The sequence below is a fragment of the Bacillus sp. EKM501B genome, assembly GCF_011800505.1.
In the GTDB taxonomy this organism is placed as follows: Bacteria; Bacillota; Bacilli; order Bacillales; family Bacillaceae_G; genus Bacillus_A; species Bacillus_A cereus.
The window spans coordinates 19,212-41,846 of the sequence record NZ_JAALFZ010000017.1; the positions used below are offsets into that span (position 1 = coordinate 19,212).

Consider the following 22,635-nt stretch of genomic DNA (forward strand, 5'->3'; position numbering starts at 1 on the left):
TACCACCGCAAGAAACAACAGTCAAAGTTCCAATTCAATCATTTATACAAATTGAATTCAAAAAATAAATACTGCTAATTTAAATGTGAAACTGAAAAACTATTTTGCTCCAAATTTTAGAAAAAGATAATAAAGAAGTTGTGAAATTGGAAACAGATGAAAGCAATACGGCTATTTTTGAAGCACTATGCTTTGAAAAGTACAAGGTGGAGGAAATTCAAGTACTCAATTAAATATTTAATTGAGAGAAAGGTCTTTTCATCAACTAAAAATAAAAAACGAATGGAATATTCAAAAACATGACACTATATTACTGGTCGTAACAATAGTTTTACTTTCCACAAAAGAGGAAAAATATATAGACTTTACAAATACTAAGAATAGCAAACTAGATAGTTTTATTACCGCATCACATAAAGTGAAACTTTAATCAGTGGGGGTTTTGTTCATCCCCCACTGATTATTAGCTCTCACCAATCGGGCTTTTACGGGCAGCCCGCCCCCCACCTAACTTCTTTGGCTTCGGCTGAATTTTGAGGTGGAGGTCTTACTGCCCGGCAAATAGCGGGATAAACTTATTATTAATTTCCAAATACAATAGTTGTTAATCAACAAAAAAACTTCAATAATTAAGGTGCACAGTAAATTGACCTCAAAACAGTAATTACTACAATATCAGTTTTTACTTATTCTATAAAAAAGAAATATCACTTAATAATTATTACTTTATATCAATTTAGACATAAAACATTTTATTATATCGGCTTAAGTATTATGAAATTAAAATTACAAATAACACCAAAACTCTTTTAAGGGCTCGCACATCGTTCGTATCGGGTTGATTATCTTTTGATACCTATGTCATTAACACAACTAAAAAAGTTTATTACAAAGGAATCTGAGAGGTTTTTTCAATTTCGAAATTTATTTTTTTGTAAATTAAAGGAAAAATAATCCATATATACGGATTATTTTCTTAGTGTACTCTGTATTGACCTGTTAACTGTTTTTCAGCCATTCGAACTAAGCGTTTTGTAATCTCTCCACCGATCCGAACCATTTGCAGATGATGTGATGTATCAGGTCCCAGTGTGACTCCTAGTTCAAAAGCAATTTTATACTTCATTTGCTCAATAGTACTTGTAGTAGCAGAAATAAGAATTTCATTTGTATTACTTTCGCATCTTTGAATATTTATAAATAACATGTACCTAATTATGCTATTTATGCATGAGCAACCTAATTTATTCCAGTATTTTTATAGAAACCCTTTCCTTTCCCTTATTCCACCAATTAAATTTGAAAAACAAATGTACATTGCATTTCAATATAACAATAAAAGCTACAAAAGCAACGAATTTACTATTTTAAAGTTAAGTGTTTAACCTTGAAGTACTTAAATTCTTTTTTCCAGATAAAGCATACATTATATCTTGATGTTTTATTGTCCTTTTATAATTATGTGGTATCGGGAATTTATTTCGGTGTTCTTTTATTATAATTAAAGTTTGAAGTTCTATGTTCAATACTTTTGCGAGGACATGATAGTTATATCCATTGTTTAACAGAGAAATTATGTCATAAAACATAGTTTTTCCACCCACTAATTTTACTAATTTATTCTTTAACTCATCCCCTTTTTCTTTAGCTTCATCAATTTCTAACAACATAGATTTTTTATTTGTCTGCTTAATGTATTGAGTATACAACTCTGGGAATTCTTTTTGTACTTCTTTGTTTAATACTGGTTTATATTTAATCATATAAGTAACTTGTAACAATGAGCGTTTTAACAAACTATCTTCAATGAGATACGCTACTTTATTAAATAAATGGACATATTCCTCAATATTGGAATAACTATTAAAATGAGCTAATACTCTACTTTTTATACTAAAAGCCTTGCCTACATAAATAATATTGTCATTATAATCTTTAATGAAATAAATACCACTGTCAGATTTTTTCAATTTATTATCTAATTCTTCTATACTCATAAAATGCAATTCACTCATACTTCTCTCTCCTTAGCAGTTTTAAATCGTAAAAAACAAGCAAGGTTTCTAAAAAAGTACTTAGCTGCCCTAGCATCTCTTATTTTATCTCTTGCTAAATGTCAAAAAACTGTTTCTATGTTCCTCAACTATCAATATGATTATTAATAAAATTTTCTATCGTTATTATCTCGCAATTTTATCATGTAATTTCGAGATCGTTTCCTCATTTAAATTACTGTGTTTTATCGAATAAAGGAAATATATTACTACCCCAATAGTAATCCAAATACTAAAGTACGCCCATGTCCTTAACGGTAAATTTAGCATTAAAAACACACAGCATACAATTGCAACGCATGGTAATACAGGTACAAAAGGTACCATAAATCCACGTTTTAAATTTGGGTGTGATTTACGTAGAATAATAACTGATAGACAAACTAACGCAAACGTCACCAAACTACCGATATTAACTAAATTAACTAATTCTTTCAAATCAATAAACCCAGCTATTATAGAGCTCCCTATTCCTGCCAATCCAGTTATAAAAGTGGGTGCTCCAGTTTTCTTATTAACTTTCGCAAATGATTTCGGTAACAATCCATCACGACTCATTGCAAAGAATACTCGTGTTGCCGCATACATATTGGAAAAAATAACAGCCATAAGGCCAATTACAGCACCTGCAGCAATTGCACCAGCGACTTTTCCTTGTCCTACAACTTCCATTACATAAGCCATCGCCTCAGGAACATTTAATTCTTTATAGGAAACCATTCCTGTCATAACAAGACATACCATAACATAAATAATTGTACATATGATTAATGATGCAATAATACCGATCGGAAGATTACGTTTCGGATCTTTTACTTCTTCTGCTGAAGTTGCTAATATATCAAAACCCGTAAAAGCGAATAAAATAGCTGCTCCACCCGTAAAAACTCCACTTAAACCGTATGGTGCAATTGGTATCCAGTTTATTGGTTTTACATAGAATATACCAACCGTAATAAACAACAAAATCATTCCAATTTTAATCAATACCATTGTATTATTGATTCGTTTACTTTCCCTCGTACCACGGGATAACATCCATGCTAATATCAATGTAATGATTACTGCTGGTAGATTCACAATACCACCATGCGAAGGAATCGTTACTAGAGCTTTAGGTATCTCTAATCCAAATCCCTTTATTAAATTGTGGAAATAGCCTGTCCATCCAGCAGCGACAGCCGCTGTTGCCACCATATATATTAATAGCAATGACCAACCTACTAGATGAGCAACAAACTCACCAATTGTTGCATATGAGTATGTATATACACTACCAGACGCCGGGAGTGTAGAAGCAATTTCCGCGTAACATAATGCTATAAATCCACATATAATTGCTGCAAGTATAAATGAAAAAACAACTGCTGGGCCAGCATTTCTTGCTGCTACTAATCCAGTTAACACAAGAACGCCCGTTCCAACTATCGAGCCTACCCCTAACATAATTAAATCAAATGCTCCTAATGTTTTCGTTAAAGTCTTGCTTTGATTATGCTCTAACAATTGTGTAACGGATTTCTTTTTTAGTAAATTACTCATATTTTCTGTATCCCCTTTAAAATAAGGTTTATTCTTCTCGTTAGTGTTGTATATAAATTTACTTAGTTATTAACTAGCCTCATAATATTTCTTTTACATTAAATAGATTTAAAATATTATATAAATTCGCTTCTCACTTACTAGTTAAACTAGACATTTCCATAGATTTTTGCGTACAACGTTTCATAGCTGAAATGATAGCTGTTCTTAAACCTTTTTCTTCTAGCGTTACTACAGCCTCTATCGTCGTTCCACCTGGAGAACAAACCATATCCTTCAATTCACCTGGATGTATTCCTGTTTCCAATACCATTTTTGCAGAACCTAATACAGCCTGAGCCGCAAATTTATAAGCTTGTTTTCTCGGCATACCGCCAAGTACAGCAGCATCTGCCATGGCTTCTATAAACATATACACATATGCTGGAGAAGAACCACTAATAGATGTAACAACATCCATTAGTTTTTCATTTATGACCTCCGTCTGGCCGAAAATATTAAATATGTTCAGTACCTCTTTTATATCTTTTTCTGTAACCATTTCATTAAAACATAACGCAGACATTCCTTCTCCAACAAGTGCCGGTGTATTAGGCATTACTCTAACAACTTTTAACTTTCTACCAAATTCATTCTCAGTGCTCTTAATACTTTTCCCTGCAGCAATAGTTACAACGATTACATCATTTTTTATTTGATCTTTTATTTGGTTAATTACCGATGAGTATAAATCTGGTTTGATTGATAAAATTAAAATGTCAGCGCTGTTAGCGACTTCATTGTTGTTAGTAGTTATAGTTATGCCATATTCATTACTAGCATTTTTTAAATTAATGACATTTAAATCTGAACAAATTATTTGATCTGGAGAAACTATATTTTTTTTAATCATCCCACCTATCATAGCAATACCCATGTTTCCACATCCGATGAATCCTATTTGTTTATTCATAATAATTTGCTCTTGCTCCTTCTACTCTAAATTTTATTGATCTTGAAATTATTATTCTAAATAAGGGCTATTACAATTACTTGGTTTATCAATAGAATTTCAAAATTCTCCTTCCTATATAGAGCTTACATATACCTCTAATAACTTCTTTGCTTTCGCTGAATTTTGAGGTGTGGGTCTTACTGCCCGGCAAATAGCGGGATAAAATCATTTCTTTAATCTATAATAAGAAGGACATAAAAAAACAAAAAGTTACAAAAATTTTCAAATTAAAACTTTTATAACTTTTTGTTTTGATGTAAATATAATTTCAATTAAAGTATCTCATCGTTTTAAACTTGACGCTCCATAATCTTGTATAGTTACATTTATATGATATTTAATCGGTACTTTACTAAATGTTTGATCCCAATCTTTTTTAACTTTCTCCCATGTTCTCGGGTGTTTAATTCTTAATTGGTTGCCAAAACCCGCAATATCGACTTGATATTCTTTTTGTATTTTTTTTGTAACATGATGTACTAAGTGCTTTACTTCTTTTTCAATAGCTTTTTCTTCCCTTTTTAAAAATTTATTTTTAAATTTTTTTCCTGATTGCATCCAATTTTCAGACAAACGTCCTTCTGATTCAATGTTTACATCAAAGGAAATATTATTTCCATTAACATGTGGTATGATTTTGCTTTTTATTGACTTTATTTCGTATATAATGAGTTTCTTTGATTCTTTATCAAAAGTTTTTACCACACCACCATTCCTTTTTCCATTTATCCATACTACTCCTTCCAATTCCTGTTCATTTAAAAAGCCCATCAACTTTTTTGTCTTCCCTTTAATTACAGCAGCTCCTGCAAATTTTGTTTCCCCTTTTATCGAGATTACATTTTGCAAAAGAAAACTGGACCCTGACCGCATCTTTCCTTCCAATTTAGCGAGCGATACAGGAGGTAAAATCCTTGTTGTTCTATTTCTATTATCTGCAATTCCAGACAAACGAAATGCTGGGATTTCTCCTTTTTTGTTTGATTCCAGTACCTCCTTCGCTAGACCCTTGCTAATTAAGAGCATACAGCTAAGCCGAACTTCATTGTCACGGAGATACTGTTCAAGTAATTGTTCTAAACTGAATGTACGTACAAGACTATCACTAATAACAATGTTTTTTAAATGTGGGCTGAACATTGTGCTCTCTCTTTTCAATGAAAACTCACGAACAATTTGATGAATGGAATCACCGGTCTCAGAAACATTTATATAACGTTTTTGTTGTCCATTTCCTTTACTTTGTGCTTGCGAACTAACAATTTGATAAGTAGCTGTTATAAGATTTCTTTTAGGATAACCTCCTTCCTCATCCTCTTTCTCAATTGTTGAATCCTTCCCTTTATCTAGTGCTATACCTGCAGTTAAACTCAACTCTTCTACTTCTTTACTGCTCCAACATCCTGTTAAAAATAGAAGCAAAAGCGTCCATAACAAAGTCAAATAGAACCGCATATAATTAAATTTATTTTTCACACTACTCCTCCTTTTAATCGCGTAATAATAAGAAGAAGCAGTGGCAGTAAACCAAATAAAAATAAAGCAGCATTACCGAGCATATCCCCCAATTTAAGCAAGTCATTTATATTTTTCGAAGTCATAGCAATGATGTAAATGATTGGAATCAAAGCAAAAATAAACGGATGAATTCTCTTTTTAAAGAGTTGTGCTAATCCTAATGCAGCTGCATAATAACTAATCGTATAGGTAGCAAATATTTGCATAATCCATATTACAAGCAATAAAGATTCAAAACGTTCAAATATCAATCCAGAAATTTCAAAACTGCGCATAAGATCAATTGTCGGCCATGTTCTTGTTACAACCCCATCAATTGATAATGCACCAATGACCATTACAACAGTTATTACATAAAAGATTAACGGAATAGAAATTCCAACTAAAATAGCTTTTACTGCTTTATTTCGTTGTTCCATAAATACCAAAAGAATTAACATAATTTCAGGACCTGTATATGCGAGAGACGTTGTTTTTATCCCATCTAATACTGGTTTAATTCCCAAACCTAATACGGGACGGAGATTATCTATCTCGAATATTCCGATGCTCATAAAGGAAATGATTAAAAAAATAAAAACAGTAATAGGAAATATTATTTCAAACATCCGTGCAATTGAATTAATACCACTCATAATCAAATAGAGACCTATCCACATAAAAGGCATAACAATAGCCCATGTGGGGGTTCCTTCGAGCAAAAAAAAGCTTATTACTTCTGCCATTGAACGAATTTGAAATGCTGAAGTTGTAAGAAAATACCCTATAATAAGAAAACTAAGTAATCTGCCTATCCATTTCCCTACAATATCTTGACTGTATTGGTAAAATGTTTTTTCTGGAAACTGCTGACTTAATTTGACCATAATTACTCCTGAAACCATTGCCAGTATTCCACCTAATATCACACTTAGCCATACATCTGGTGTTTTCACTTTTTCCACAGATGCTCTGGGCAAAGTGAGGATTCCTGTCCCAAGTATGTAATTTACAATAATAACAACTGCTTGCGAAGTTGTTATTCGGTCTTTAAGTTTAGTAATCACTGAAGGCCACTTCCTTTCGTCATCAGCTACCTTTTGCGGATATTTTTTTTGGTATGCATTATTTTTGGTCGACGTCTCATTATTTTTAATGGCATGCGAACCATAAAATCTTTCCAGTCACTAAATCGATATGGAACAGCAGGGCTGGTATAAGGAACGCCAAAACTTTTCAGTTTCACTAAATGACTGCAAAGTAAAAGAAAGAAGAGAATAACTCCATACAAGCCAAATATCGCAGCACAAAACATAGCTATAAAACGAAGAATGCGTAACGTAATTCCCACACTATATTGCGGAATAGTAAAAGAAGAAATAGCTGTTACCGCAACAACGATAACCATTATTGGACTAACAATTCCTGCTTCTACGGCAGCCTGACCAATTATTAAACCACCCACAATTCCCATTGCAGGCCCAATCGGTTTAGGCAGACGTAAACCTGCTTCTCGCAAAACTTCGATAGCTACTTCCATAATTAACGCTTCTATTAAAGCGGGAAAAGGAACTCCTTCTCGCGATCCGATAATAGAAATAGCGAGCTTAGTGGGAATTAATCCTGGATGAAATGAAATAAAAGAAATATATAGTGCTGGAGCAAATAATGAAACAAAAGCTGTCATGAAGCGTAATAAGCGGAGAAGCGTACCAGGAAGCCACCTTTCATAATAATCTTCTGGTGATTGCAGCAGCATACTAAATGTAACTGGAGCAATTAAAACAAATGGTGTTCCATCTAACAAAATAGCTACTCGACCTTCCATTAAAGCACTAATAACACGATCAGGTCGTTCTGTATTTTGAATCTGCGGAAAAGGACTGAGATAATTATCTTCAATAAGTTGCTCTATATAACCAGATTCGAGTACACTGTCTATGTCAATTTTCTGAATTCTGTTTTTTATTTCATCCACCAATTCTGTACTAGCAAGATCTTTAATAAATGCGACAACTAACTCTTTCTTTGCACGTTCTCCTACTGGTAGCTTTACTAATGATAAGTTCTCATCCGCACAGTGTCGTCGCAAAAGTGAGGTATTATCACTTAATACTTCAGTAAAACCGACCCGTGGCCCTCTGACTAATGCCTCCGATACTGGTTCTTCAATATTTCGTTTATTTGCTTTTGTTGTACCAAGAATAAACACATCTGCTAAACCATCAATTAAAAGAGCTGTTGAACCTATCAATACTTTGGGTATTAAATCTTTTATGTAATGGACTTCTGCTACTTCACTAATTGTAAGAACTTTATTTTTAATATATTCTTTTGAAACAGTCCCCTCCACATAAGAAGATTCATTTTTATATTCATCAGAAAAATCATCCATTAGTAATTTCATAATATGTTTGTCAATTATCTCTTTATCTGATAGACCATCAACAAAAACGATCCCAGCTTGAATATCTGTGCGTCCAATATTAAACTTCCGAAAGCGAACATCAGAATTATGTCCGATTTGTTGCTTTATAAGTTCTAAGTTAGAGGCAAAATCATTTGTGAAATGAACGTTTGCATTTTGAGATGGTTTATGCTCTTGTTTCGTTTTAATTTGAATATTATTTTTTTTCACTTGTTTGTCTCTTGACTTCCACCAACTCATTCTTCCCACTCTTTCTCTGACATACGAACCCAATGAAAAAATCTTGAGATAGTATACGGAATTAAAAACAAGATAAAAGCTTGTACAAAGACTTTCCAATCTGGAAGATAAGAAGTAATTATGTTCCACATTTTTATCACCCAATTTATATACTGTGCTAGGATTGAGATTTCTAAAAAACGATATGTACTTAATAAAAAATAACGATAAGATTAAAGAGCAGAAAAGCGAGACATTATGCTTATTTAGTACAAATAACCTAATTAGTATAAAAACATTTCTGACCTAAAATACCATTTCCAATTATAATTTGTTAAATATTATCTCCTTTTCCCTTATTTATATGCCCGCATTTGAATTTCAAATAATATAAGGATCAATGATATTTCCTCTTAAAGAAAAAAAGATGCTAGAAGATAGCATCTTTTTTTAAATTCAACTTACTATGTAGTTATATTTTATTTTGGAAATACTCGTTTTTTTAATGAATATTAATGTTTAAAAAAATAAAAAATACATATTCTTTTGTTCTAAGTTCATGCACTTCTACCAAATCGATACGGAATTTTCTGATTTTAAAACTAATATGAAATAAAGGAGAATAAAAAGAAAAATTATTATCAATCTATCAATTGAAAATAATACTTAACAAGAGTTTATCATCTTAACTCCAAGTGTATTCGTTTTGCTTCAAAATAAAGAACTTGAATAAATTTTTTCGTATCAATACGAGCAGGTAATGTTGGTTCATTATTCAATTCTGTCATCTTTCTCCTTACGGTAGTAAAATCAAAAAATCTAGAAGCATAGTTTTCGAACTTCGGGTTTAAAAAATCAGTAAGTCCAAGGGATGCTAAATGGTTTAATGATTGATAAATTGCTCTCCGAATCCGTTGTTTGGAAGCTTCTATGAACCTTTTTAATTCGGCATCTTCAGCTGAATCCCCAAGTTTTTTTTGAGCCAAATTCATAAAAATCTCTTTTAGTGAGGGAAAGCCTTGTTCCAACGTGTTATCTTGTTCATATTTATATAAATAATCTAGCATATCCATTAAATCTTTACTTCCACTTTCACTGGCTATTCCTAATTCAGACAAAAGAAAATGAATGGAATTTTGAAAATGATTAAAAGTATTTAAATGTTTTTCATTACGGTATTTTTCTTGCGTACTTGAATTACTATCCAATTTTAGTACCATATTAAGCGATTCTTGAATGTTTTTTATCGATTTTTCCAAACGAATTCGTTCAATGACTTTCCGAACAACTGTTAATACTTCAATCCGGTTAATTGGCTTAATAATATAGTATTCAACACCAAGCGAATAAGCTTCAGCAATTAATTCTTTTGATTCTACTTGAGAGACCATGATGATTTTCCCTTTAAACGAAGGTTTTATTTGACGGATTGTTTTTATTCCATCTTGAATCGGCATTAACAAATCGATAAATAAAATGTCTATATTTTTAAGGATTAGCATTTGTTGCTCTAAAGATAAACCATCCTCAGCTTCTCCTATAACCTCCCCAAGATCTTCATCCTCGATAATTTGAGCCAACATTGAGCGAACCGCTTTTTCATCATCTACTATATAAAAATACATAGAATCACCCTTTCGAAATTATATGATCAATCCCTAATCTAATTATAAAAATTGATCCTTTTCCTTCGGTTCTGTCCTCAAGCGTAACATCACCTTCAAGTTGTTCGACCATTTCTTTAACATACGATAATCCGATACCTGTCGATGGGTTGCCTAAATCATCATATTTAGAAGTAAACCCAGGCTCAAAAATTGAATCTTTATATTTTGAAGAAATACCAGGACCATTATCGCCTATTTGAAATTCAACAAAATGGTGGTCTTTATTAATGTCAATTGTGATGGTTCCCATACCTTGGATAGCTTCTACAGCGTTTGTAACGATATTATTTATAATAGATAAGATTGTGTAAATATGATAATGAGAATGCACACCATCAATTTTATACACAAATTGGATGTCTTTCTCTAGCAACCGTGCATATTTCGTATTTGCCCGTATAATGATATTTACTAGTTCATGTACAGACATATAATCTGTAAAACTTTCATCAGAAATTAGTTTTGAAAGTCCCGCAAAAATACGTTGGTTATCCTTTTTAACGTCATGGACCTCACCAGCAATTTGTAATGCCTGTTGCCTTAAATCCCCAAACTGAAAATCCATCTGTTTGTGCTCAAAAGAGTCTAAGGTTTTATATAAATCATAGGATTTTTTTGTTATATTCTCAGCATCTTGTAATGTTTTCTTTAAATGAACAGCATCTTCATATAAATTAGAGATAAGCATGAGCATGTGTTCATTTTGCTTCTTTATATGTCTCTCCCTTGATTGCGCTTCATACAATTTCATCATATTGAAAAAGCTTAGAACTATAAAACTATGGGAACATGCGATAACAATAATCTCATTTATTGCCTCGGATGTGATCGATGTTTTTAATACGAAATATTGAATCATTAATTCCACACAGTCTGACAGTATTTCAATCATGCAACCAATAAAACCAATCATTAGTGGTTGATGATAAAAACGTTTGATTTTTGCTAAATGAAAGAGATACGAATAAGTAAAATAAAAGAAAAAACTAGGATAGTGAGTATGAAAAGCGGCTAGCCAATCCATATTTCCCTTTATAATGACATCCATTGAGATACGAAATACTACAACGACTATCGCTGTTAAAAAACCCGGTAAAAATGCTGGAATTCGTCGAAACAATAACAAAAAAAAGAAAAATGTTGGTGCGCCAAAGCTCATTCTAAATGTTTCATTTAAAGGAAATGACTTTATTTCACCTACTAAGGGTACTGTAAGTATCATTAAAACGAGAATATAGATGTCTTTTTTTACTAAATTACTAAGATTCAAAATAATCACTTCTCACTTTCGCCTAACAGTCAGTATACAAACCTATTTGCATTAATACAATACTTACTCTATTTTTTTCAAAAACTGATAAATAAGATATAAACGAAAGCATTATAGATTGTGAGTATTCATTACACCCTTCTACTTTAGAAAGATACTTTATAACTCAAAAATGTTCAGACACAATATAAGGTCTGAACACTTTTGGACTCGCTCTAACACCAAAATATCTGTGCTCCTTTTTAAAATATACTTAAATCCCATTCTTTTGCAATATGTTCTAACAACATAATTCCTGGTAAACTATTCCCATATTCATCAATGGCTGGTCCGTAAATACCAATACCACATCCATCTTGGAACGATAAATCCTTCCTAGATTTTGAGGGAACAAGTGTCATAATTCCGCCGGATACCCCACTCTTAGCTGGTAATCCAATGAAAGCAGCAAATTTTCCAGAAGCATTGTACATTCCACAAGTTAGCATTAAAGCTTTTGTTAACCTAGCTACTTCTTTAGGGAGCACTTGTTCTTTGCGAATAGGATGATATCCATCATGTGCTAGTATAAGCCCTATTAAGGCAATATCTTCTGTATTTATTTCAATCGAACATTGTTTTAAGTAAACCTCTAGTGTCTCCTCCACATCTGATTCTAGAAAACCATTCTCCTTTAAATAGTATGCTAATGCTCTATTACGATGAGCCGTTTCCCATTCTGATTGAAATACTATTTCATTAATAGCGGGACGCTTCTCTATCATTTTTTCAATTAATACGTATAGAGATTCTAATTTTTCTTGCACCGATGTCCCTGGCAAAAGTGAAGCTATCGTAATCGCTCCAGCATTGATCATAGGATTAAAAGGTTTTCCTGGTTTATGTATCTCTAAACGAATAATTGAATTAAAGGCATCTCCAGTTGGCTCTACGTCAACTCGTTCTAATACATAAGAAATACCGCGACTTAAACAAGCGGCTATAAAACCGATTACTTTTGATATACTTTGTAATGTGAAAGGTATCTCCCAATCTCCTGATTTTATCATTGTTCCATCTGGCTTTACTATACAAATACCTAACTGCGATACATTTATTTCCCCCAGAGCGGGAATATAACTGGCGCTTCGTCCCTTAGCTGCATACGCTCGATAATGAGCTACCCATTGATCTAAGCAAACTTTTTCTTGACCCTCAACTTGAACGCTAGAATCCTTTATCATTTAATCATATTCCCCCGTACTATTAACTTTATATAGAATGATTTTTTCTTTACTATAATCAATAATATTTGCACTAGAACCAAGAAAAATATTCAGACATATTGCAGTCTGAATATCCTTCTTATTACACACTTTTCTTTTTTGAAGTTTTCTCATAACTATCCCAACATTCAATATTTTCAAGTCCTTTAATGTTTTCTTTATAAAAAACAGGATCTTTACCAGCTTTTTTCTGGTTTATATAATCTTGTAACGCCGCAAATGCTACTTTTGAAAGTAAGGTAATAGCAATTAAATTAATAATAACCATAAAGCCCATAAATAAGTCCGCTAAATCCCATACAATTTGAATCTTTGCAACAGAACCAAATACAATCATAGCCAACACACTTATTCTGTATATCATTAACCACACTTTACTTGTATGTAAGAAGCGAATATTTGTTTCGCCATAATAATAGTTGCCAATTAACGCACCAAATCCAAATAAAAAAACAAAGATAGCAAGACAACCCGATGCCCAAGGACCTATGTGTTCACTTAATGCTGCTTGTGTAAGTGCAATACCATTTAACCCCGGTTGTTTATATGCATCAGACAGCAAAATAATAAAGGCAGTGCTAGTACAAATGATCAGTGTATCCGTTAATACACCAAATGCTTGAATCAGTCCTTGTTTCACCGGATGACTTGTTGTTGCTGTTGCGGCAACGTTTGGTGCACTTCCCATACCAGCTTCATTTGAGAATAAACCGCGTTTAACTCCATTCATAAGTGCTGCACCAATTGAACCGCCTGCTATTTGTTTAAAACCAAATGCGTTTTGAACAATAAGAGAAAGAACTTCCGGCATTTTTGATATGTTGGTAACTACAACAAATAATGCAACTCCAATGTATAATACTGCTAAAAATACCACCTTGTATTCAGCCATTTTTGCAATACGTTGTACACCACCAAAAATAATCGCAGCGAAAGCAATGGCCATGATTATCCCAACTGTTAGACGATCTGTACCAAATGAGTTTTGAAAAGCAATTGTAACTGTATTTGATTGTACTGAATTGAATACAAGACCAAAAGTAATTGTGATTAAAATAGAGAATAATACTCCCATCCAACGTTTATTCAACCCTTTTTCCATATAATAGGATGGACCACCGCGGAAACCAGTTTTATCTTTTACTTTATATATCTGTGCTAATGTGCTTTCGACAAAACTGGAGGCCGAGCTAATAATAGAAATAATCCACATCCAAAATACAGCTCCAGGACCACCTAATGCAATTGCAATCGCAATTCCTGTGATATTCCCTGTTCCAACGCGGGCTGCCATACCAATACAAAACGCTTGAAAAGGAGAGATTTGATCTTTAGAACCACTTTTCCCCTCCATTAATACACGGACCATCTCTTTTAACATTCGAAACTGTACAAAATTCAATTTAAATGTAAAATAAATTCCGCAAATAACAAGCATAATAATTAACAATTTAGACCATAAAAAATCATTTGTTGATCCGACTAACTCTACAAAAAATCTTTCCATATTATCACTCCATACCAAAAATTTATCTATCATAATCTATATAAAATCACCTATATTCCTTGGCATAAATACCTCATTCATATTCAAATACAACAAGGATAAAAATTTTCTATATTAATAGAATTGGCCTGTTTAAACAAACATCGCAACACGCAACTGCGAAACTGAATTTTCTAAAAACTTACCATTTATACACAAGATGCTCTATCCCCTTCTGCAAAACTAATATTCTTATCCACTAATGTTGTTGTACTATTATGTTTGTTTCGTTTACCGGTGATTTACATTTTAATCATAATAATCAATAGTGATTAACTGGTTTTTTGTTAATTTTCTTAAGAACATGGAAATATCTCCTTTCTTACTACTAATCTCAAAAATAGGCTAGGTAAAAATTTCACGAAAAATCTATAAAGCGCTTTCAATCTTTAACTAAGAGAAGTTTGTCTTTAATTTATAATTAAAAGTACAGAATGTTACGAAAAAGTACAGATTTTTATAAAAACAAAAAATTTTTTAAGATTTTTCATCTAAAAAAACAGTGAGATTTTGTGAATTTTATACAGTATCCAAACGTCGCAGATTTTGTTCTATCTATCCTTTGACAAGTCTCTATTTTCTTCATATAAACATGCATACTTTTTCTCTTTTAGAAGTTCATATAAATTATTTGAAATCAAGAATCGACGGAATATTATAGGAATATTAAAAAAATAAAACATTTAATTTATTTATGGTATCATACAAAAAACATTTGTTTTCTCAATTAATCCCCCTAGCTGGATTCGTCTATATTGCACATATTTACAACATGAAAGACACTAAGAAAAAAAGGATTTTGTTGAAGGGATGAAACATTACAAAACTCTTATTTAGGACCTTATGTCATCCTCTTTTCTAGCAATATCGAGTTATCCCAAAAAACGTATATTTACTAACATAACTTACAGGTGGTGTATTGTGAAAGAAATAGTATTTGTTCAAAATAAAAAAAGACTCCTTATGAAATTCGAATTTTTAAAAAAGGATTTAGTACTTACCATTTCACTGATACTAGCAATTGTCAGCTGCTTAATACATTCGCCAAAGATCGAATATATTAACTTTGAAGTGTTAATTAGCTTATTTAATCTGATGGTAGCCATTAAGGCCTTGGAACAGCTAAAGATATTAGACAAACTTGCCGTTGCGATTTTAAATAAATGCAATAACAGCAGGTCAATATCTATTATTCTAATTTTGTTATGCTTTATTTGCTCCATGTTTGTAACAAATGATGTCGCTCTCCTCACTTTTGTACCAATAACACTTGTCATTAGTAAAAAAACACAAATGAACATGATGGATACAATCATCCTGCAGACAATTGCGGCAAACATCGGTAGTAGCTTGATGCCTATGGGAAACCCACAAAATTTATACCTATATTCTTACTATGGAATTAAGCTCATCCCATTTTTAGGTTCAATCCTGCTTTTAGCTGTACTTGGAATTAGTTTGTTATTTATATTTACTCAAAAACTTCAAAAAACAGATTTGAAAATAGAACTACCTGTTATTACCGTGAAAAATCAAAAAAAAGCTACCGTCTGGATTTTGATACTTATTACTATCATTGCATCTATTTTTGGTGTTATTAATTATTACATTGCGCTAATAGTCACACTGATAGCAGCATTTACGTTAGATAGAAACTTACTATTTAAGATCGATTACTTTCTTCTAATAACCTTTGTCTGTTTTTTTATTTTTATCGGAAACATTTCCCATTCCGATGCACTGGGGACATTTGCTCGCGCTAATTTAAGAGGAGATACTTCAGTCTTCTTTAGTTCCATATTTTTGAGTCAATTGATTAGCAATTTTCCTACTTCAATTCTTCTATCAAACTTTACTTCTGATTGGAAAGCTTTATTACTAGGAGTAAATATTGGAGGGCTTGGAACAATTATCGCATCTTTAGCCAGTGTAATCTCCTATAAACTATTCATTCAGGCCAATGTTAAAGAGAGTAAGGCATATTTAATTAAATTTAGCATTTACAACTTTGCATTTTTAATCATACTTACATGTATACAATACTTTATCTTTAAATTTCTAAAAATTTTTTAAAAAATTGATTCCTTTAGAAAAACCCAAATTTCTCAGCATTAAATTGAGAAATTTGGGTTTTAATATAGGTATGTTCACTATTTTGAGATGTTCCCAAAGCGAAACTCTTTTAGCTTTTACGTTATTTATTAGAATTCGGTTCATTTTTTATGCACTCAGTTATATAATAAATGACTGAATTTATAGGGTAATAACTTTCAATTAATAATAGAAATATAGCTTATTACAATGTTATTTCATTTTTGAAGTCCTCTTCACAAAATCCTTAATGTCCCTCAAATTTTTCCCGCTAATATTATCTTTGATGGTTAAATTTAGTTCAATTTCTAATTTTGCAAATACTGCTCCTACACAATTATAGATACTTAATCCCTCTATACTCTTTCAAGCGGTAATCCATTCCGATGGAAATTACAAATGACAAAATTTATCCGTTTTTCCTACTTGCTAAATTCAGCAAGTAGAATGTTTTTAAAAACTTCCGGGTTATTAAGGTTTAAACTGTTCGAATTGATAGCGAGTGTATGTTTACCTCCAAGTGTTCCACCAGCAAAAGTGGAAAACCCTGGAACGGCCCCCCTGTGTCCCCATACCGAGACACCGTTCGGAAGCTTAATTTCAAGTATTCCAAGACCATATCCGGTTCCCTCTCTATTTGTAGGAACTGTAGTAAGCATTTGTTTTAACTGCTGTTCCTTCAGTAATTTGCCACCTAGTAAGCAAGAGAAGAATTTGTTTAAGTCGTCAGCAGTAGAAATCATATCTCCATCCGAGCTACCTGGGTTAATATAAGTAACATCTTTTAGCTCACTCGCTCCGTCTAGTTGCAAATAGCCACGGGCATGCTTGGTGCCTGGAATCACGCTTGAATTACCAGGTAGAAATGTATTTGACAAATCAAGCGGTTCAATAATCCGATTTTCAACCTCTTCCGCATAGCTGTTTCCTGTTACTTTTTCAATAAGGATTCCTAGTATTACATATCCTGTATTTGAATAAGACCAACCCTTTCCTGGGGCAAAGTCTGGGGGAAGTGAAATCCCCATCTTTACAAATTCTTCAGCCGTATACGATTTTTTTATATCCGTAATATCAAAGTCTTTTGAATTTATATAGTCAGCAATACCACTTGTATGATTCAATATTTGCCGGATCGTAATCTGGTTACCATCATATCCGTTTCCTTGAATAACACCAGGTAACCATTTTTCAATGGAGTCGTCTAGATTCAAACGGTTCTCTCCAGATAATTGAAGTAGAACTGTTGCAATGAACGTTTTCGTCACACTGCCAATGCGAAAGCGAAAATCTGCTTGCATTGGTTTCTTAGTTTTCAGATCCGCTACCCCAGCACTATAACTCCAAGTTTTATCCCCCTTAGAAATTTTAGCGAGTATTCCTGGGTATCCAAGTTGCAGTTCATCTCGCATTGCTTTCTTAACGGAAGTACGATCACTTTGCGTACTTGTTTGTAACGAACTAGATACATTTTGCGTAGATTCTGCTTTTACAACTGATGTTGGTGTTATGTATAACAGGGAACTTCCACCTATTAAAAGTGCTAGACTTGCACATGTAATTTTACTGCGTGTTTTCATAAAAAATTCCTCTCTTCTATTAAAATTGTATAGATAGTTGATAGCAGTGTCATATACGAGCCACACAGCTATCCATTCTCTCAATGATGAAAAGGCAACAATACATTTGCAATCATTGTACTCATTATTTTCACAAAACACTCTTGTTACTAATTGTTATATATATGCCGTACTTATCCCCCCTTCACGCCTCCTTATATTTCTATCCTACACAATGAAAATCTCTTTTTCCTTACCTATCCCTTACAAATTCCTTACATTCAAAATTACTTGTACACTAGGGTTGAAGTAGCATCTGTGCCCGAAAACGCAAAAAAATAGATTACCTGCACACGAAAAAGTATAGTGCACAGGTAATCTATTTGTTTTTGAGATTAATAAAAACCTAATTTATCTTTTGAATTCTTCCATCAATAATAGACTGAATTGGTTCTTTTGATTTTTTTATATAATCTACTAATGCTTCAAAATCAGTTGGTCCTGTTTCAGCATCTTTACCGTTTTTAAAGGATACAAATCCATCTCCCCCTGAAGCTAGAAATGCGTTAGCAACGACGCTGTAAGTTTTAGAAGGAATAATTTCTTCTCCATTCGTTAAGCGAATACTTGTTACTTTTTCTCCATTGGGCTTGTTCGCATCCCAAGTGTATTGGATCCCTGAAATTTGAAGCATTCTTGTTATGTCTTTTTGCCATTGTTGATTTAAAATATCACGAATGTCTTGACCTGTTAAATTTACTTTTATTAATTGATTTCCGAATGGTTGAATACCATATATCTCTCCCCATGTAATATCACCAGCATCTAAGTCATTACGAATACCACCAGGATTCATAAGTGCAATTTGGGATTGCATTGTTGTACGCTGGGCATCAGCAACTAAATTTCCAAGAGTAGATTCACCAGCCGTATTGAGTTTGCGATCTAGTGGCGCAATAGACTTACCTACAACTTCATTAACAAGAGGTGCGATTTTTGCTTGATATTTCTCCATCTTCTTCTTTATTTTTTTATCAGGCTCTATGCCTTCATGATAAGTTGTAACAATTTCTGCTTTTTTCTCAACAATATCTTGTGTTTTACGATCAATCTTTACATCAACATCAGCAAAAGCCATACCATATGAATTTGCTTGTACGACAAGTTTATTATTAACAGTTCCATTTACATAAGTGTGGCTATGGCCACCAAAAATAACATCGACTTCTGGATCAGTCTCATTTGCTAATCGGACGATATCACCATTTGTTACGCCGTTCCCATCTGTTATACCTCCGTTATGTGCAAGAACAACGATAGATTTAACGCCTAGTTTTTTTAATTGCTTTACGGATTTGTTAATAGCTTCAACTTCATCTGTAATTTCTACATTCTTTAGCATAGTAGGCATAACAAGGTTAGGAACATCCGTTGTTACGACTCCGATAAATCCAACAGGAACTCCTTGTACCTTTTTTATAGTGAATGGTGGTAAAAATAAACGACCGGTGGATTTATTATAGAAATTTGCAGCAACATATGGGAATTTTGCCCCTTTAAAATTTCCTGTTTTCTCATGGTATCCACCATAAATAAGGCGGTTCATTTCTTCAACACCTTCATCAAATTCATGATTCCCTATCGTTCCAACATCGAATTTCAAATCATTTAGAAATTCAATCGTAGGTTCGTCTTGTAATAATGCTGAAACAGGAGTACTTGCTCCAACAACATCTCCAGCATGTACCTTTAATGTATTCGGATTTTGTTTTTCACGATCACGTAAATAAGCCCCTAAGTACTCAATTCCCCCTGCATCTTTATTGTTAATTTTTTTTACAGTGTCTAGTTGCCCATGAAAATCGTTAATACCGAGCATTTGTACATCTATGTAGCGGTTTGATTCTGTACTTGCTTGGGCTGAAGGCATAGCAAATACACTAGTAAAAGTAACTGTACTTAATGCTAAAGCAACTGGAATGATTTTTTTCAACATAAAATTTCTCTCCCCTAATTAAAATCTGACATAATACGATGTTATTTTAATATATTAAGAGAATTATTTCTATAAAAATTCAACTAATTATAAAAATTAATAAGATTTTATTGTTTTCTGACAAAACATTTCTTTATTTTGAGGATTATTCAAAATATTATCTTGATAGTAATATAACAATACTTCTAAGAAATCTAAAAAACTCTAATCAATATATTTTAGCTGTTAAGAAGAGTATTCAATCCAAAATTAATGGAGATTTATCAACCTAACATCTCAATATCACCATTAAAAAGATGCTCCTGGATTTATCCAAGAGCATCTTTTATAAAGCTTTATTTTTTTACTTGTTTATAATTTATTAATTAACAATTATATAGTTGTAATCAGTCCTTTAAAAATAATAGGAGTGCTTCATTAAATTCTTTGGCATGCGTTGCATTTAGCCCATGTGGACCACCCTTTATTAACGTTACTTTAGAATTAGGAATTGCTTCATGTGTTAATTTCCCACTATATTCATATGGTACAGTTGCATCAGAATCACCGTGAATAATAAGAGTAGGTATATTAAACTTCTCCAAGTCTTTTCTAAAATCAGTCTTACTAAAGGCGGTAATACAATCAAGTGTTCCTTTAGGCGATGCACTGGCTGCAATATCCCAATTATATAAACGGAATGGCTCACTAACTAAATCTGTTCGATTACCAGCTGCGAAAAATCCCTTAGTAAATTCATCAAGAAATGCAAGGCGGTCATTAATCACACCACTTTTGAACGCTTCAATTGTTGCATCATCTAATGCCCCTTCAGGATGATCCTCTGATTTGTATAAATATGGAGGTACTGCTCCAGCAAAAACAGCCTTTTCAATACGATCTGTTCCATACGTACTAATATACCGGGCTACTTCGCCTCCACCCATAGAAAAACCAACAAGTGTGACATTTTGAAGCTCTAAATGTTCTAATAGTTGATGTAAATCAGAAGTAAAGGTATCATATTCATACCCTTCCCACGGCTGAGATGATTTTCCAAATCCTCGACGATCATATGTTATAACTCTGTATCCAGCCTCAACAAGAGCGGGAACTTGGTATTCCCAAGATCGACCACTTAACGGCCAACCATGAATTAGTACAACTGGTTTTCCTGTGCCATAATCCTCATAATATATCTCAATTGGTTCTTGATTTTCAGTTCCTACAGTAATTTTAGCCATGCTTCTACCTCCAAAAAATATTCTAATATGTATCCTTTTCTTCAATAATCCGGATGAATGTCATAACCTATTCATGCACGTTTATGTTGTGAACTCTAAGTATGAAACTCTATTGTTCCAATGCATTCATTTTCTCCTTTTGGAACAATCCCCCCTCTAATACCTTTTTCATCATAAAATAATTACTGAACATTACTCCTATTCAATTGTAATAACAAAAATAGGTGACTATCAATATTGTTCTATCTATAGGATGTATAGGTAAAACCAATCTATTTTATAGTGAAAACAACTATAGTTACGACCTATACGAATTATAGATAATTTAGAATTGATTAACGAATCAGTTTTCAAATACTATAAAATTGTATAGCACTTCATGTTCTGTGAATGCTGCTATAACCAATATTATTGGTCAGCTTAGTTATAAACGAAGAAACTTATGATAGTATCCGACTATTTAAACTTTCTTCGATTACTTAATTTTTAGGAGGAATACATAATGACTGATCTCTATTCTCGTATTAACAAAGATGATGCTGTTGTGCTTTTAGTAGATCATCAAACTGGTCTTATGTCCGGACTAGTACGTGACTATGGTGTTGATGAATTCAAGAACAATGTTTTAGCTCTTGCTCATACTGCTAAGTTTTTTGATTTACCAGTTATTTTAACAACAAGTTTCGAAAACGGGCCTAATGGACCTTTAATGCAAGAATTGGTTGATCTCTTTCCTCATGCACCAAAAATAGCTCGACCTGGACAAATTAACGCATGGGATAATGATGATTTTGTAAAAGCAATCGAAGAAACTGGAAAAAAACAACTTATCATCGCAGGCGTAGTTACGGACGTTTGTGTTGCTTTCCCGGCACTTTCCGCTATAAAAGCTGGATATGAAGTATTTGCTGTTACGGATGCTTCAGGAACTTTCAGTAAACAAGTTGCAGATGCTGCCAATACTCGTATGGCACATAGTGGTGTGCAACTTATGAACTGGTTTAGCGTAGCTTGCGAATTACAACGCGATTGGCGCAACGATGTCGAAGGTTTTGGCAATTTGCTTGCTAGCAATCTTCCAGGCTATCAAAATATAATTGGAAGCTATAGGGGAGCTCAGCGAGATCTTAGTAAACAAAATGCATAAAGTGAAACTTTAATCAGTGGGGGTTTTGTTCATCCCCCACTGATTATTAGTTGAACCAATCGGGCTTTTACAGGCAGTTGATCCCCCACCTAACTTCTTTGCTTCCGCTGAATTTTGAGGTGGGGGTCTTACTGCCC

At 32.9% G+C, this 22,635-nt stretch carries 17 protein-coding genes; 3 read left to right on the forward strand and 14 right to left on the reverse strand.

The features are described from left to right. Positions 1 to 104 precede the first annotated feature (104 nt). The gene (locus HFD78_RS23335) at positions 105 to 233 is read left to right on the forward strand and encodes a peptidase (RefSeq protein ID WP_097863151.1); all 129 of its coding nucleotides are present in this window, start codon (positions 105 to 107) and stop codon (positions 231 to 233) included. A 743-nt stretch (positions 234 to 976) separates the two neighbouring features. Here the strand turns inward: HFD78_RS23335 and HFD78_RS23340 are convergent. From HFD78_RS23340 to HFD78_RS23390, 11 genes are all read right to left on the reverse strand, one after another. Next, complete coding sequence (locus HFD78_RS23340) at positions 977 to 1,207, reverse strand: alpha/beta-type small acid-soluble spore protein (protein ID WP_000897398.1); 231 nt, start codon at positions 1,205 to 1,207, stop codon at positions 977 to 979. A gap of 166 nt (positions 1,208 to 1,373) precedes the next feature. Beyond that, positions 1,374 to 2,015, reverse strand: a complete 642-nt coding sequence (locus HFD78_RS23345) for a GIY-YIG nuclease family protein (RefSeq protein WP_001292158.1) — start codon at positions 2,013 to 2,015, stop codon at positions 1,374 to 1,376. Positions 2,016 to 2,180: 165 nt separating this feature from the next. Next, positions 2,181 to 3,596 (reverse strand): amino acid permease, encoded by a 1,416-nt coding sequence (locus tag HFD78_RS23350; protein ID WP_097863150.1) that lies wholly within the window; start codon positions 3,594 to 3,596, stop codon positions 2,181 to 2,183. A 133-nt stretch (positions 3,597 to 3,729) separates the two neighbouring features. Then, positions 3,730 to 4,548 carry a pyrroline-5-carboxylate reductase gene (gene proC / locus HFD78_RS23355; protein ID WP_001041290.1) on the reverse strand — a complete coding sequence of 273 codons (819 nt, stop codon included), beginning with the start codon at positions 4,546 to 4,548 and terminating at the stop codon, positions 3,730 to 3,732. Positions 4,549 to 4,872: 324 nt separating this feature from the next. After that, a complete protein-coding gene (locus HFD78_RS23360; RefSeq protein WP_000790801.1) occupies positions 4,873 to 6,066 on the reverse strand; it encodes a Ger(x)C family spore germination protein in 1,194 nt (397 codons plus the stop codon). Next, positions 6,063 to 7,154 (reverse strand): spore germination protein, encoded by a 1,092-nt coding sequence (locus tag HFD78_RS23365; protein ID WP_061655832.1) that lies wholly within the window; start codon positions 7,152 to 7,154, stop codon positions 6,063 to 6,065. Before HFD78_RS23365 ends, HFD78_RS23360 begins: the two co-directional genes overlap by 4 nt. Positions 7,155 to 7,180: 26 nt before the next feature. Then, positions 7,181 to 8,755 (reverse strand): spore germination protein, encoded by a 1,575-nt coding sequence (locus HFD78_RS23370; RefSeq protein WP_103652778.1) that lies wholly within the window; start codon positions 8,753 to 8,755, stop codon positions 7,181 to 7,183. Between the two features lie 659 nt (positions 8,756 to 9,414). Continuing rightward, entirely contained in the window at positions 9,415 to 10,359 is a 945-nt protein-coding gene (locus HFD78_RS23375) for a response regulator (RefSeq protein ID WP_044584615.1), read from the reverse strand. A 4-nt stretch (positions 10,360 to 10,363) separates the two neighbouring features. Then, the gene (locus HFD78_RS23380; RefSeq protein WP_000584794.1) at positions 10,364 to 11,680 is read right to left on the reverse strand and encodes a sensor histidine kinase; all 1,317 of its coding nucleotides are present in this window, start codon (positions 11,678 to 11,680) and stop codon (positions 10,364 to 10,366) included. 233 nt (positions 11,681 to 11,913) lie between these two features. Further along, complete coding sequence (gene glsA, locus HFD78_RS23385; protein ID WP_000588648.1) at positions 11,914 to 12,894, reverse strand: glutaminase GlsA; 981 nt, start codon at positions 12,892 to 12,894, stop codon at positions 11,914 to 11,916. Between the two features lie 124 nt (positions 12,895 to 13,018). Beyond that, the gene (locus HFD78_RS23390; protein WP_000439285.1) at positions 13,019 to 14,443 is read right to left on the reverse strand and encodes an alanine/glycine:cation symporter family protein; all 1,425 of its coding nucleotides are present in this window, start codon (positions 14,441 to 14,443) and stop codon (positions 13,019 to 13,021) included. A gap of 960 nt (positions 14,444 to 15,403) precedes the next feature. On the opposite strand from HFD78_RS23390, the gene HFD78_RS23395 reads away from it, so the two are divergent. Then, entirely contained in the window at positions 15,404 to 16,555 is a 1,152-nt protein-coding gene (locus HFD78_RS23395) for an anion transporter (protein WP_000659281.1), read from the forward strand. Between the two features lie 440 nt (positions 16,556 to 16,995). On the opposite strand, the gene HFD78_RS23405 is transcribed toward HFD78_RS23395, so the two are convergent. From HFD78_RS23405 to HFD78_RS23415, 3 genes are all read right to left on the reverse strand, one after another. Beyond that, complete coding sequence (locus HFD78_RS23405) at positions 16,996 to 18,153, reverse strand: serine hydrolase domain-containing protein (protein WP_070756674.1); 1,158 nt, start codon at positions 18,151 to 18,153, stop codon at positions 16,996 to 16,998. Between the two features lie 385 nt (positions 18,154 to 18,538). Then, complete coding sequence (locus HFD78_RS23410) at positions 18,539 to 20,128, reverse strand: bifunctional metallophosphatase/5'-nucleotidase (RefSeq protein WP_000913791.1); 1,590 nt, start codon at positions 20,126 to 20,128, stop codon at positions 18,539 to 18,541. Positions 20,129 to 20,514: 386 nt separating this feature from the next. After that, entirely contained in the window at positions 20,515 to 21,351 is an 837-nt protein-coding gene (locus HFD78_RS23415; RefSeq protein WP_087875539.1) for a bromoperoxidase, read from the reverse strand. Between the two features lie 502 nt (positions 21,352 to 21,853). Between HFD78_RS23415 and ycaC the strand changes: the two genes are divergently transcribed. Beyond that, positions 21,854 to 22,498, forward strand: coding sequence for an isochorismate family cysteine hydrolase YcaC (gene ycaC, locus HFD78_RS23420; protein WP_000131214.1), 645 nt, complete (start codon positions 21,854 to 21,856; stop codon positions 22,496 to 22,498). Positions 22,499 to 22,635 lie beyond the last annotated feature (137 nt).